Source organism: Bacteroides sp. RTP31139st1_H2_RTP31139_211217, assembly GCF_040227615.1.
Classification (GTDB): Bacteria; Bacteroidota; Bacteroidia; order Bacteroidales; family Bacteroidaceae; genus Bacteroides; species Bacteroides uniformis.
The window spans coordinates 1-14898 of sequence record NZ_JBCNZM010000118.1 but is presented as its reverse complement, the minus strand read 5'-3'; the positions used below and the strand labels follow the sequence as shown (position 1 = coordinate 14898).

Sequence of the window (14898 nt, the reverse complement as noted above, 5' to 3'; positions counted from 1 at the left end):
AGTATATACTTAGTCGTGCGAAACTTTCCAATGCGGCAGATTTGGGGTTTGACTTTGTAGGGAAGTGGGATAGTGTCGAAGGGGTTTATACAATGTATGTTTATGAAATGAAGTAATTTTGTGGATAGAAAATCAAGATGGGATATGGAAAATGAAATGATAGCAAGTAAACTGTCGAATTTTTGATTTAATGGCAATAATATCCCCACTTCGTAATAATAAGATCCTTCTTAAGGGTGGGTTGTTTTCTCTCTTCTCTTTCTTTAATCAGGGTGTGGGCTTCCTGCTTCTGATCATTTTGGCTAAATACATCGTTCCTGCAGAGTACGGAACGTTGAGTTTGTTCAATACAATCGTCACTTTTCTGGGATTTCTGGTGTCTCTCTCAACGAATGGATATGTGTCGGTGTCGTTTTTCAGGAAGAGCCGGGACGAGTTTCGGCAAAGTTTAAGCATTGTCTTCTTGATTACTTTTGCCGTAGCTTCTTTCTTTGCATTGGTGCTATTAGTGGGTAACTCGGCTTTGGCGCGAATGACGGAGCTGCGACTTGCTTTTTTGTGGTCTGCGCTCGCCATTGCCTTAATGAACTGCTATTTCCAGATAGTTCTTGATTATTTCCGCATCCGTGAGAAACTCATTTTTTATGGTTTGCTGAGTTGTAGCTTTGCTATAGTAAACTTTGCTATATCGTTGCTGCTGGTAGTGGCAATGAAACTTGGATGGGAAGGACGTATTTATGCACAGGTAACTTGCGCAGTGCTTTATGGGCTGATTGCTATTTACGTTTGCTGTAGATATCGTCTGTTTCTGTTTAAGGGTATTTCGTGGTTCAAGATAAGACCTATCTTGATGTGGGGTGTTCCACTTATTCCTCATCTGGCCACTTCTTGGATTAAGCAGGGAGGTGATAGGTATATTATCAATTACTATTATACGTTTGCAGAGGTAGGAATCTTTAGTTTTGCTCTCAACTTGAGCAATATCATTGACATGATTGGCTCTGCCTTTAATCAAACCAATTCGGTATCTATCTATCAGGTTTTGTCGTCTAATCTGGATGACAAATGGGAGAGATTGCAACGGCAGACTAAAGCCATATTCATTGTTTATACGATAGGAGTTGTTGCGGTACTGGCCGTTTGCTCTATCTTAATTCCCTTGGTATTGCCACGATATGCAGCTTCGCTTCCTTACTTCTACTTATTGGCTTTGTCAGGTTACTTTCAGTGTATTTATTTTCTTTACACCAACTATTTGTTCTATTATGACAAAACCAAAGATTTGATGATGATTACATTTTTTTCTTCGTTACTTCACTTGATGCTGTCGATGTGGCTGACGCAATATAGTCTCTATTATACCTGCCTGATTTATGTGTTCTTAAAGTTCATCATGGTGGCACTTGTGGTGTATCGGGCTAATTTACTTCTGAATAAATATGTGAAGACGTAGATGGTTATGGAAAAAAAAGGATGTATTGACCCCAAAAAAGGACTGCAGTATGAGTGTAGTCTCTCTTGTAAAAGATTTGAGTATGAAAAAGTTTAATGGAATTACTGCGGTATGTTTTGTGGATTCTGTTTATTCAATGCTGTTGTATCTGCTTGTTTATGGTAAAAAGCAATTTGAATCAACTTATTTTTTTGTTTCAGAAGCAATCTCAGTTGAAGTACAGAGTAAGCTGAAATATAAGCAATTTCTCTCTTTACATAAAATGGAAGCGATGCCTCGTCTTGTCAGGTGTATTTATCGTTTTCTTCTTTACCGTACTTGTTATTGGCATTGGCCTTTTTTAAAGACATTACCCATTTATGGACACGATCACTTGTGGTTTTCATCCGCATTGCTGCATAAACGAACCATGGTGGTAATTGAAGATGGTTTAGGTAATTACGATGAGAAATGGTTGATAAAGCCCCAGCTACGAAAGCATAAAAAACTTTTGCAATTCATTTATGGTCCCAATATTGTGAAGGGTGATTATGGACTAACCGATCAAGCAAAAGAAGTGGTACTGACAGAATTGGCCTCCATACCGGAGTGCTTGAAATCTAAAGCAAAAATTGTAAATGTTCAGGATTTGTGGAAAAAGAGTGATGCCAAGGACTACATTACATCTTTGTTTGGAATTACTGATGATGACTTGTTGATGTTGGCTGAAAAAAAAGTGATTATATTAACTCAACCTTACAATATACAGATTGGAGATGATAATCTTATCGAAATATATCGTAAGATTATTGATAAATACAATTCTGAAGAAGTGGTGATTAAGACGCACCCGCGTGATAATTTGGATTACGAAAAGGCATTTCCGGGAGTGAAAGTATATTCTAAGAAAGTACCCGCCGAACTTTTTGCTCTTTTGGGCATTCACTTCGATGATGTCTACACCATTAATAGTACCAGCATATATTCGTTTCCCCCCCAATCAAATCTACACTATTTAGGTGTTAAATGTCACCCGAAATTGATAGAACTTTATGGACAAGACACTATTGAAGGCCTTGCTCAGAACTGATTGGTTCGTTTGGATCATTTTCTTCTGCTGCCCTATACTTGCCATGCCTATGGTGATAAATGGATGTTATAGACGAAAACGAAATGCTTACGTGCTGTTTGCGTTGTTTATGGGACTGTGTTCAATGTTGTTGTTCCTACCTACTGCTGACGCGTATAGGCATGCTGAATTATTCTATGAAATGGAAACATGGAATTGGGATGAATTATTGCTTTATCTTTCCTTTAATATAAAAGTTGATTTCATACTTTTCCTTTATGAATTTGGAATTATTCAGTTAGGGTTGACATACGGTTTCGTTCGTTTTGGATGGGTGGTCATTGCCTACCTTATATATTTCTACATATATGATTGCATGCTTGATTCTCCACAAATAAAATGCCTCAATCGTTGGTTGGTTTTATGGATGGTTATTTTGGTGGTTCCTATTGGAGGTATTTCTTCTGGCTTGCGCTATGGATTTGCAGCTACATTAATTTCTCTTGTGTTGTGTAGAAGATACTTATTAAATAAAACGGGGCTTATTGATTATATAATAATAGTAGTTGCTATATTTGTTCACTTTGCAACTATATTCGTTGTACCTTTGCTCGTAGCAAATAAATTAAAAATTTTCCCACATACAAAGAAAAACTTTTGGATATTTTTTGTAGTGCTGTTTTTGATTTCTTCATCACTTCCATTAATCTTACAACTCTTTCCATTAGGTGAAATTAATAATTATCTGCTGATGTATACTGAAGGTAAATATAGCGATACTAGCTATCTTTCAGGTAATGTTTTCTTCTGGTTGCCTATATGGATTGGTCAGGTCGCATCTTTGTCATTATTTGTTTTCTTCATATTATATGTGCCTATTAATCATCAATCGTCTATAATGTATAATTTGTTTTTGTTATGGGCGTTTACGTCTAATTATTCGGCAATCAATGGACGTGTACAGTTTTTCTTTTATGGTGTTGGTGTTTTCTATTTATTATATAATGCTAAATTGAAAAATATTCAAATAGTGTTTGGTGTTTTCTTGTTTAGCATCATAACTGGTCAAGTGATAGGTTATAGAAAACATACTGTTACACGTTGGCCATACTTATTTGCACCTTACCCTGTTGCACTTCAAATGGATTATGATGTTAATTGGATTTATAATAATGTTGACCCTAATACTGCAGATCTCTATCTTTGGCAAAAGAGCGGTCATTAAATAATTTATATTAGGAGAATATGAAAGCTTTAATAGTTAATTTGCAGGATTGCGAAGAACGCCGAGATGCAATAAAAAAACAAATGGAAGCCTTGCGTTCTATAGACTATGAATTTATTGATGCTGTAGATGGACGTAAAATGAACACGCAAGAGTTGAATCAACTTTTTAATTTAAAACGATTTAAATCACTTTATTTTAGAGAAGCTCGTCCTGGTGAAGTGGGATGTACCATGAGTCATCAACGATGCTTCCAGGCCATTATCGATCAGAATTTGCCATATGCTTTACTCTTAGAAGATGATGCTGTATTGGGTGATGTGAATCGTATTATTCACTCAATACATACAGTGCAAAATTGGCTTGACAAACAAGAACTACCCACAGTCATATTATTTTCATCATGGTTTTGGCATTGTGAAGATGTAATTAATATTGATGATATTAGGATAGTAAAAGTGTTTGATGCATTTTTTACTTATGCTTATGTAATAAATCGTAAAGCTGTGCTGCTAATGAAGGAAGAACGACCGTTTGTTACTGCTGATGATTGGTTTTACTGGCGCAAAAAAGGTATTCAGATATTAGGAGTAACTCCGTTTGTTATAAACCATCCTACGGATGAAAGTGTGGAGAGTACAATATCTGGTGCTTCTTCAAAAAGGACCACCGTTAATCAGATGCTTTACCGCATTACGCACTTTAAACGATTATTTATACGTAAATGGTTAGAAAGAAAAGGAAACTATGAGAAGTTTAAACCGATAGCTCACGATTTGTTGTAAATCAATTGAAGGTATTAAAGAATGAAGATAGTTTACACAATAACAGGAATGTATAATTCCGGAGGTATGGAGCGTGTATTGGCTAACAAGGCTAATTATCTTTCTCATGCGAAAGGGGTAGATGGTAAATCAAACAAAGTTATTATCATAACAACCGACCAAAAAAATCGCAAGCCTTTTTTTTATCTTTTTGAAGATGTACGTTGTATTGACTTAGGAATTAATTATGAAGATGATGCACAGTTACCCCTCCCTTTCAGGTTGTTTGCTACAAAAAAAAAGAAAGCTATACACCGAATGCGTCTAAGGGACGTATTGTTGAAAGAAAAGGCGGACATCGTAATTTCAATGTTCGACTATGACTTTGACATTCTGTGCGATGTAGAGGACGGTAGTTCTAAAATTTTAGAGTATCATTTTTCTCGAGAGGCAAAAATGATAGAAGCGCGTTCATGGTTGAAACGAACGATACAATCCATGAGACTAAAAAGCTGGTTGAAAATAATTCGAAAGTATGATAAATTTGTTGTTTTGACCGAACGTGACAAGCGTTCGTGGGGAGATTTACCTAATATTATGGTGATTCCAAACTATCTTCCTACATTCCCGGATAAGCTTGCTCCTCTAAATAATAAAATAGTGTTGAGTGTGGGTCGATTATCATACCAAAAAAATTTTCATCTTTTAATTCGAGCATGGAGTAAAGTACATATAAAATGTCCTGATTGGCGACTTGTAATACGTGGGAATGGTGATGATAAAGATAGCATTATACAATTAATTGACAAATTGTCATTATCCGAATCAGTAAGCTTACTTCCTTCAACTTCACAGATTGCTTCTGAGTATTTAAACGCTTCTTTTTTAGCTATGAGTTCAAGATATGAAGGCTTTCCTATGGTGATGCTTGAAGCAATGGCTCATGGACTTCCCATAGTAACAGTTGATTATCCTTGTGGCGCATCTGATGTTATAACTAATGGCTTAAACGGAATTGTTGTTGGCTCCTCTGATTCACTTGGCTTGGCAAATGCCATAATAACTCTTATTAATGATAATGCAAATCTAAGAAAAATGAGTGTTTCTGCGCGTCATAAAGCAGAAGAATATACTGAATCTCGTGTGATGGGAATATGGCAGAACCTATTTCGGGAAATTAGTTCAAAATCTTAAATTTATTTTTGCCTTTTTGTATGAATATATTTCTATCAATAATAATTCCATGTTTCAATTGTGGTAAGTTGATGAGTCGTTGCATAGAGTCTTTGCAACGTCAAACGTGTCAAGATTTTGAGGTGATTTTTGTAGATGATTACTCTACAGATGATACTTGTCTTTTTCTCCAAAATTTCATCGACTCAAATTCGATTTTGGCATCTCTAATCAATGCTCCTTATAATGGGGGACCTGGTAAAGCCAGAGAGCTTGGGGTAAAAGAAGCTAAAGGAAAATATGTTGCTTTTTTAGATTCTGACGATTGGTATCGTGACGATTTTGTGGAAGCAATAAAAAAGCGTATGGAATCAGATATGCTTGACTTGCTATTTTTTGATTATAACCGTTGCTATGAAAGTGGGAAGACTTTTCATATTTCTTCTATTCCATTTTATAGTGACGGGTTTGTAAAATCTGATTTTATGGCTTTAACGGGCGATAGCGTGTGTGGTATATGTATAAAAGCCAACATCATAAAGAAAATAAAAATGCCTTGTTTTTACAATAGCGAAGATGCTGCGGTAGTTCCATTATTGGTATATGAATCAAAAAGTATTGCTTATTTGCCCGAAGCATTTTATAACTATTTTGCGCGTAGTAATTCTTTATCAACATCCGTTAATCCTAATATTTATAAGGGCTTTTTACAAGCAAGTAATTATATACGCCAGAATATACCCGATACTTTGATACGAGAAAAAGAGTTTAGATGTATTAATTTAGTGTTATATGGTGCTGTTTTCCGTGCTTTATTCTCGGGCGTTGACAAACGAATAGTACTTCGCTTTATTGATGATTTTGAGGTTCTGTATCCTAATTGGCGGCATAATAAATACTACTGTCATTTCCCTTTTAGGAAAAGAGTTTTCCTTGCTCTTGTTAGGAATCGATCCTTTCTGCTCATTAAATCTTTTATAAAAACACAAAAAATCGTTTTAAGTTTTCGGTAAAGACTCGTAATAGTTATGTTGAAACTACTGACAAAATATAAGATGTCAAGTAATTGTATTTAATTGGAAAAGAATAGTGTGTAGATTTCGATAAGAACATCGTGGTTTGTGGTGGTATTGGGTTTACACAGACTGTGTATACTATCACGCTTTACAAAAGTAAAAAGATGCTTTGTGGACTTTTATAATGATTGTCTAACTGAAAAGGATAAGAAATATCCGGAACTAAAGGATTTTATGAGTTCCTTATTTGTAATAAAAAAACGCAATAATCTATAATAAGTGTATGAACAATCAATATCAAGTAACAGCTACTATAGTGCTCTATAAAAACAATATAGAAGAACTGAAGAGGGCTATTTGGAGTTTTTTAAACACAAATCTGAAGGTGCGGATTTATCTGGTGGATAATTCGCCTATAGATGAGTTGAAATCATTAGCGTCATTAGATGAACGAGTGGAGTACCTTTTTATGAATTGCAATAATGGATTTGGTGCGGGACATAATAAGATTATGCGTCAGCTTGATAAAATGGGAGAATTCCATTTGGTGCTCAATCCGGATATCTATTTTGAAGCAGGGGTGATTGAGGCTCTTTATGAGTACATGCAGGCTAATCCTGATGTGGGCAATGTGCTTCCTAAAGTGATTTATCCTAATGGTGATTTGCAATATTTGTGCAAGCTTCTGCCTACTCCTATGGACTGGATTGGTCGAATGTTTATTCCTTTTAAGAGTATCAAGAAGCGTATTAATGATAATTTTGAGATGCGCTTTAGCGGTTATGATAAGGAAATGAATGCTCCATATTTATCAGGATGCTTTATGTTTCTTCGCAAATCAGTTATTGAAGAAGTTGGAGTTTTTGACGAAGGGATTTTTATGTATGGAGAAGATACTGATTTAAATCGTCGTATTTTTCAGAAATATAGAACAATGTATTATCCAAGTGCCACAATTACTCATGCTTTTGAGAAAGGATCTCATAAAAAAATTCGTTTGTTTTGGATACATGTTAAGGCTGCCGTTTATTATTTAAATAAATGGGGGTGTTTTTTTGATAAAGAAAGGCGGGAGATAAATAAAAAAGCGAAATTAGCATATACGAATATGAAATTAACTAATCGATAGAACTATCGACAATAAAATAACTGAGTTTTTACTAGTGATTTTCCTAATATATTTTTCATGAAACTTTTATTTACTGGAGCTTCTGGTTTCTTGGGTAGCAATGTGCGTCCTCTTTTGGAGGGGATGTATGGCGTTAAGACTGTGGGGCTGTCGCCGAAGGATGATTATACTATAGATATAGCAAAGGAGATTCCGGTATTGCGTGAACGGTATGATATTGTTCTTCATGTTGCTGGAAAGGCACATTCTGTTCCTAAAACGGAAGCGGAAAGACAGGTGTTCTTTGATGTGAATCTGCAAGGTACAAAGAATCTTTGTACTGCATTGGAGCGGAGAAGAGTGCCACGGGCCTTCATTTTTATTTCCACTGTAGCAGTTTACGGTTGTGCTTATGGTGAGAATATTACGGAAGACCATCCTTTGGATGGAGATACACCATACGCCATGAGTAAACGTCTTGCGGAGGAATATCTACAAAAGTGGTGTTACGAACATAATGTCATTTTAGGTATAATCCGTCCTTCCTTGATTGCCGGTCCTAACCCTCCGGGAAATCTGGGGGCTATGATTCATGGTATCCGCAGTGGGAAATACCTCAGCATTGCTGGCGGTCAGGCACGAAAGAGTGTATTGATGGTACAGGATATTGCAAAGTTGGTCTCTCTGTTGGCAGAAAAGGGAGGCATCTACAATGTATGTGACAGTCATCACCCCACTTTCAGAGAACTTGAGACTACTATTTGCAGGCAATTGGACAAGAAATTACCTTTCTCAATACCTTATTGGGCAGCTAAATGTATGGCTTTGGTAGGAGATTGCTTAGGAAAGAAAGCGCCTATCAATTCTTTGAAACTGAAGAAAATCACAGAATCGCTTACTTTCAGTAACGAAAAGGCGATGCGTGAATTGGGATGGAAGCCGACCCGTGTATTGGAAAACTTCAAGATAGAATGAATGTATATTTAGATGTCATATTGATAGGGCTGGGTATTATATCTTTGGGATTTACATGTATTCAGCTTTGGTTTTACTGGATAATCAAAAACGGATGATGTATTATTTGATGGTCTTGGTTCTGCTGTTTTTAGCAGAACTTTTTTATTTTAGAATAGCTGATAGGTGTAATATCATCGATAAGCCCAATGAGCGCAGTTCCCATACGAAAGTGACTTTGCGTGGTGGTGGGATTATTTTCTATTTCGGGGCGTTGGCCTATTTCCTGACGAGTGGCTTTGAATATCCCTGGTTCCTGCTTGCCTTGACACTGGTGACGTTCATCAGCTTCGTGGACGATATAAAATCCACCGGGCAGATGACAAGACTGCTTTTTCATTTCTCTGCTATGGTTATGATGTTTTATCAGTGGGGGCTGTTCTCCTTGTCCTGGTGGTGGATAGTCATAGCCTTGATAGTCTGTACGGGCATCATCAATGCCTATAACTTTATGGATGGCATTAACGGCATAACCGGTGGTTATTCTCTGGTTATTCTTGCTGCGTTGGCTTATATCAATAAGGAGGTGGTTACTTTTGTGGAAGCGGATTTCATCTATACCGTTATCTGTTCCGTTCTCGTTTTCTGTTTCTTCAATTTCCGCAAGCATGCCAAGTGCTTTGCCGGTGATGTGGGTTCTGTGAGCATTGCCTTCATTCTTCTTTTCTTGATAGGAAGACTTATCATTGGAACGGGTGATTTCAGCTGGATAGTTCTTTTATCCGTTTATGGTGTTGACAGTGTACTGACTATCATTCACCGCCTGATGCTTCATGAGAATATCGGTTTGCCGCATCGCAAGCATCTGTATCAGATTATGGCGAATGAGCTGAAGATTCCCCATATAATGGTTTCTTCTATTTACATGGCAGTGCAGGCAATCATCATCGTAGGATATATAATGTGTTTAGGTTACGGTTATTGGTATTTGGCAGGTATAATTCTTTTACTTTGTTTTCTTTATATCTGCTTTATGAAGAAGTATTTCGGATTGCACCAGTCTACGTGAGTAATGCTGAAATGTGATGATTAGTAAAATAATGAAAGGCGATGGAGACTAAAATCTCCATCGCCTTTCGTCTTATTTTTGAAATATAAATTGTACCTTTGTCATACACCAATCAGGTTATAATAACATGGAACAGATGCGTAAGCTGCCGATAGGCATACAGACTTTTGAGGAAATACGTAGGGATGGTTATCTCTATGTAGATAAGACGGCTATGGTTTATCAAATTGCAAATGTAGGTAAACCTTATTTCCTGAGCCGTCCCCGTCGTTTTGGCAAGAGTCTGCTTCTTTCTACCTTTGAAGCCTACTTTCAAGGACGCAAGGATTTGTTTCAAGGTTTGGCCATCGAACAGCTGGAAAAGGAATGGGAAGAATATCCGGTTTTGCACTTGGATTTGAATGCCCGGAAATATGAAACTGCTGCTGACCTGACGGCTATGCTTAATCAGTATCTGGAGAAATGGGAGCTGCTCTATGGTCAGGAGAAGAAAGACCGTAGTCCGGAAGAGCGTTTTGCTTACGTGATAGAGCAGGCATGCATGCAGACAGGAAAGCAGGTTGTTGTGCTGATTGATGAGTATGACAAGCCATTGCTTCAAGCGGTCTTGGATGAGAACTTGCTGGATGAGTATCGGAAAATATTGAAAGCGTTCTACGGTGTCTTGAAGAGCGCTGACCGTTATCTTCGTTTTGTTTTCCTGACCGGAGTGACCAAGTTTGCGCAAGTAAGTGTATTCAGTGACTTGAACCAGCTGAATGATATCAGCATGGATAGAGCATACAATGCTTTGTGCGGCATTACACAAGATGAACTTATAAAAACATTTGGCCCGGAAATACAACGGTTAAGTGAGAATGAAGAACTGACTTTGGAGGAAACGATTTTTCGTTTGGCAAAGAAATATGACGGCTATCATTTTTGTGAAGATACTTCGGTGGGGCTTTTTAACCCTTTCAGCCTTCTGAATGTATTCCAGAAATTGAAGTTCGGCAACTTCTGGTTTCAGACGGGTACACCTACTTATTTGGTGGATTTATTAAAAAAGAGTGACTATGATCTTCGCCTTTTGCTGAATGGCGTAGAGGTTACTGCCTCTGCCTTCTCTGAATATCGTGCAGAAGCTAATAATCCTCTGCCTATGATTTATCAGAGCGGTTACTTGACTATAAAAGCTTATGATAAAGAGGTTTGCCTTTATACGCTTCAATTTCCGAATGATGAAGTTTGTTATGGTTTCCTCAATTTTCTGGTTCCTTTTTATACTAAAGTTACTGATGATGAAACTGGTTTCCACATCGCTAAATTCATGCGTGAATTGAAGAGTGGGGATGTGGAGGCGTTTATGGAGCGTCTTAAGATATTCTTCTCCGGTATTCCGTACGAGTTGAGTGATGATACGGAACGTCATTATCAGGTTATTTTTCATGTAGTGTTTACTTTGCTGGGACAGTTCATCCGGTCCGAGGTTCGCAGCAGCCGCGGCCGTGCGGACGCAGTAGTTCATACCCCTACCGCTATTTATGTTTTTGAGTTCAAACTGGACGGTACGGCCGACGCAGCTCTGAAGCAAATAGATGAGAAAGGTTATCTGATTCCTTATACCTTGGATGGCAGGAAATTAGTGAAAGTAGGTGTGAACTTCAGTAAAGAAACACGGAATATTGATGAATATATTGTCGTGGAGGAATAGGAACGAACAATCCTATATACGGAAAAGGCGATGGAGAATCAAATCTTCATCGCCTTTTCCATATATAGGATTTCATTTTATTTCTTCATTCTCAGCACCCGTATTCCCGTCCATTTATTATTGTCTTTCAGCATTTGGGACAAGGGGACTTTGGAGACGACCACTTTCTTGTCGGTAGAGGAAGCGTGTACCAGCAGGAGTTTGTTATCCGCATAGAAAGCGATTCCCATGTGGGCCACATCCAGCCCCGGAGTGTTGGTGGTGATGGCTATGATATCGCCGTCTTTAATCCACGGGAGGCCATCAGCGGGAAGTTTGGCTTTGGGAAGATAGTGAACTTCCTTGCCGGACAAGGATTGCTCAATTTTCTTCATTTTGGCTACGTTCTCCGGCGAATTGGCCAGCTGCTTGTACAGTTGGGGATGGGAAGACATGTAGGAGATAGACAACCGTTCGGTGTCGGGACTCATGGCGCCCGTTACATCTTGAAGGAAGCCGTTGCGTACGCCATTGTTTATCCAGTCGGCAATATAATGCAGGCGGGAAGTGTACCCGTCGATTTTACCGTCACGGTAACGGATTTTTTGCAGGTTATCGGCGAAAGCGCTTTCCGAGATGTCTCCGTCGGCCAATTTGGGGGTAAGCGTCTCTGCCAGTACATATTCCACCAGCGTGGTACAGTCTACTTCATCGCAGTTGATGACGAGTTCCTCGGGACCATCTGCTTCCAGCGTATGGGCTACGTATGGCACATCCAGATACTTTATTCCATTGCTCAACATATCTTTCCCTCCCTGGGCAGAAACGGAAGTTACCATGGCTGCGGCGCAGAGGGCGCTGAACATAAATTTAGTCATTGTTTTCATTTTTCTCTCTTTTGATTATTATTGTTCTTAAACGTAAAAAGGATGCAGCAAATTTACTACATCCTTTTTATAAAAGCTTAATCCGGAGGGATTAAATTCAATATTGCCGGATTAAATATTTATAATCCTCCTTTTTATCGAACGGAACAAGGGAGAAACCGTATTCAATGGCATTCTCCTTGCCCGGACGGATCAGATAGGGTTCATGGGCGGTTGCGCCCCAACTGTCGTCTCCACCGACACCCATCATGCGGTAGTCAATGAACAAATCGACCATCTTTTCCGGCAGAGGGTCGGTGAGGTGGCGGTGATGGGTCTTTTCGGTACGCGGAGCGCCGTTGTCAATCGTGTCGCCGCTGTCCATACTTTCCAGGGGATAGTTGGAGGCGTTCAGCTCAAAGGTGCGGTCGGCGATGAGCAGCAAACCACGTTGCGTCTTATCGGTAAGAGCGCACCAATAGATGTCCGTGCGATGGTTGTTCTCCTGCGGGCGGACATACGGCTCGTACATATCCTTGACCGGGATGGCGTACTCTCCGATGAACTGGGAGGTACGGCGGTCTCGGTAATTCTCTTTCGGACCGCGACCGTAGTAGGTCAAGTCTGTAAAGCTTTCCGGCAACTGCATCCGCAGGCCTACACGCGGTATCATCGGAGCTTGGTCTCCTTCGGCCACGAACCGGTTGTCTACCTTGATGACTCCGCTGGCATATATCTTATAGGTGATGTCCCAACGGGCGTCTGTCTGTGGAAAACGGTAGGTCACCTTTATTGTCGTGGCATTGCTGCCCGGAGTCACTTGGAAACTTTCGGCTTTTGGTTCCTGGTAGCTTGCCTCTTTCCAGGCTTTGAGGCGGACGGGGAGGTTGGCTCCATACTCATTGTCCGTCGGTGCACGCCAGAAGAATGGCCGGGGACCCTGACCGTTCAGTATGTACTCGTGTTTCTTGTACAAATAGGAGGTGAGCAGGCCGCTTTGCTTGTCGAAGGTGGCTTTGAAGTCGGGACCGGAGAACGCCACCAAATTTCCCTCTTCCTTAGAAGTGGCGGGCTGCTGTGCCGTAGCCTCTTTCTTGTAGAAGGTATGGACGTAGGTCTGTTCGCGTGCGATGACCGTGCCGGCCGGGAGGAAAGGCTCTGCCGTCTTGATGGCTGCATAGAACTCGATGCGCACATCTCCCGTTGTCTGTTTCTCTTTGGGTATGCCGTTCAGAAAGCCGGTGGTTACCGTCTTGCCCGGTGCGGCATGGATATTTTCAATCTTGCCACGGTAGACTTCCTTTCCGTGGTCGCGTATGATGTAGTAGAAGTCGTACTTGTCGAGATTGGTGAAGGAGAAATCATTGCGGATTTTCACGGTGGAAGTCTGCTTGTCGAAATCAAGGAACTTGATGTTCTGGTATACTTTTCCCATCTCTTCTGTCTGCGGCTTGACACTGCGGTCGGGGTATACCACGCCGTTGATGCAGAAATTGCCGTCGGAGGGCGTGCCGTTCTCGCCATAATCGCCGCCATAGGTCCAGTATTTACGGCCGTCGTCTGTTTGGGCGGCAAAGCCCTGGTCTACCCAGTCCCAGATACAGCCGCCCTGGAGGATGGGATATTTTTCGATGATGTCCCAATACTCCTGGAAGTTGCCGAGACTGTTGCCCATGGCATGGGCATATTCGCAAAGAATGAGGGGACGCGTCATCTCCTTATTTCGGGCATACTTCTCCAGATAGGAAGGGGACGCGTACATCGGGCAGTAGATGTCCGTATTCCACTCCAGCAGTGCGCGTTCATACTGGATGGGACGACTGTCGAGCGTCTTCAAGGTGTTGTAGGTAACGTAGAAATTCAATCCGTTTCCGGCTTCGTTGCCCAGCGACCAGATGATGACTGACGGATGGTTCTTGTCCCGTTCGTACATATTCATGGTACGGTCGAGGTGGGCATTCATGAAGAGCGGATTGTTTCCCAGCGTGCCGCCTACACGCAGGTCGTAACCCATGCCGTGACTTTCGATATTGGCTTCGTCGATGACGTAGATACCATATTCGTCACAGAGTTCGTAGAAACGTTCCTGCTGGGGATAGTGGCAGGTGCGTACGGTATTGACATTGTATCTTTTCCAAAGCTCGAAGTCTTTCTTCATCAGCTCTTCGGAGACATAGTGACCGGTGTTCTCGTTGTGTTCGTGATAGTTCACGCCTTTCACGAGGATAGGTTGTCCGTTTACCAACAGTTGCTTGTCCTTGATTTCTACTGTACGGAAACCTACTTTGCAGCTTGTCGCTTCAATCACATCTCCGTTCGGGCGCTTCAAGCTGACGACGAGGGTATAGAGGTTGGGCGTTTCGGCTGTCCATTGCAGGGGTTCCTGGATGGTCTTCTTGGTGAATTCCACTTCCGTTTGGTCACCGCTGACCTGAGTAGAGGACTGGGCTATCTGCTGGTCGTTCTTGTCCAGCAGGCGGTAACCAACGACAAATGGGGAATTTTGTCCGCTTTTATTGGTAAACTGCACCTTTACCTTGAGGATACCAT

Annotated in this window: 12 protein-coding genes; 10 read left to right on the top strand and 2 right to left on the bottom strand. The window is 40.4% G+C overall.

Going from position 1 to position 14898, the window contains the following annotated elements:
- Positions 1-190 precede the first annotated feature (190 nt).
- The 10 genes from ABUA47_RS17160 (at position 191) to ABUA47_RS17115 (ending at position 11503) form a co-directional block, all read left to right on the top strand.
- Positions 191-1453: a lipopolysaccharide biosynthesis protein gene (locus tag ABUA47_RS17160; protein ID WP_035448379.1), complete on the top strand. Its 1263-nt coding sequence runs from the start codon at positions 191-193 to the stop codon at positions 1451-1453.
- Between the two features lie 49 nt (positions 1454-1502).
- On the top strand, positions 1503-2522 hold the full coding sequence (locus ABUA47_RS17155) for a glycosyltransferase family 52 (protein WP_227232477.1): 1020 nt from the start codon (positions 1503-1505) through the stop codon (positions 2520-2522).
- 181 nt (positions 2523-2703) lie between these two features.
- On the top strand, positions 2704-3726 hold the full coding sequence (locus tag ABUA47_RS17150) for a hypothetical protein (protein ID WP_133303838.1): 1023 nt from the start codon (positions 2704-2706) through the stop codon (positions 3724-3726).
- Positions 3727-3746: 20 nt separating this feature from the next.
- Entirely contained in the window at positions 3747-4511 is a 765-nt protein-coding gene (locus ABUA47_RS17145; protein WP_035448381.1) for a glycosyltransferase family 25 protein, read from the top strand.
- A gap of 21 nt (positions 4512-4532) precedes the next feature.
- A complete protein-coding gene (locus ABUA47_RS17140) occupies positions 4533-5684 on the top strand; it encodes a glycosyltransferase family 4 protein (RefSeq protein WP_035448382.1) in 1152 nt (383 codons plus the stop codon).
- A gap of 20 nt (positions 5685-5704) precedes the next feature.
- A complete protein-coding gene (locus tag ABUA47_RS17135; RefSeq protein WP_035448383.1) occupies positions 5705-6676 on the top strand; it encodes a glycosyltransferase family 2 protein in 972 nt (323 codons plus the stop codon).
- Between the two features lie 286 nt (positions 6677-6962).
- Positions 6963-7808, top strand: coding sequence for a glycosyltransferase family 2 protein (locus tag ABUA47_RS17130; RefSeq protein ID WP_349829749.1), 846 nt, complete (start codon positions 6963-6965; stop codon positions 7806-7808).
- A 57-nt stretch (positions 7809-7865) separates the two neighbouring features.
- Positions 7866-8762, top strand: a complete 897-nt coding sequence (locus tag ABUA47_RS17125; RefSeq protein ID WP_035448386.1) for an NAD-dependent epimerase/dehydratase family protein — start codon at positions 7866-7868, stop codon at positions 8760-8762.
- 97 nt (positions 8763-8859) lie between these two features.
- A complete protein-coding gene (locus tag ABUA47_RS17120) occupies positions 8860-9810 on the top strand; it encodes a glycosyltransferase family 4 protein (protein WP_349831809.1) in 951 nt (316 codons plus the stop codon).
- A gap of 127 nt (positions 9811-9937) precedes the next feature.
- Complete coding sequence (locus ABUA47_RS17115; protein ID WP_035448390.1) at positions 9938-11503, top strand: ATP-binding protein; 1566 nt, start codon at positions 9938-9940, stop codon at positions 11501-11503.
- 77 nt (positions 11504-11580) lie between these two features.
- On the opposite strand, the gene ABUA47_RS17110 is transcribed toward ABUA47_RS17115, so the two are convergent.
- Complete coding sequence (locus ABUA47_RS17110) at positions 11581-12369, bottom strand: N-acetylmuramoyl-L-alanine amidase-like domain-containing protein (protein ID WP_005829430.1); 789 nt, start codon at positions 12367-12369, stop codon at positions 11581-11583.
- Positions 12370-12466: 97 nt separating this feature from the next.
- Positions 12467-14898: glycoside hydrolase family 2 TIM barrel-domain containing protein (locus ABUA47_RS17105; RefSeq protein WP_349831807.1), on the bottom strand; the 2432-nt coding region annotated here is incomplete at its 5' end.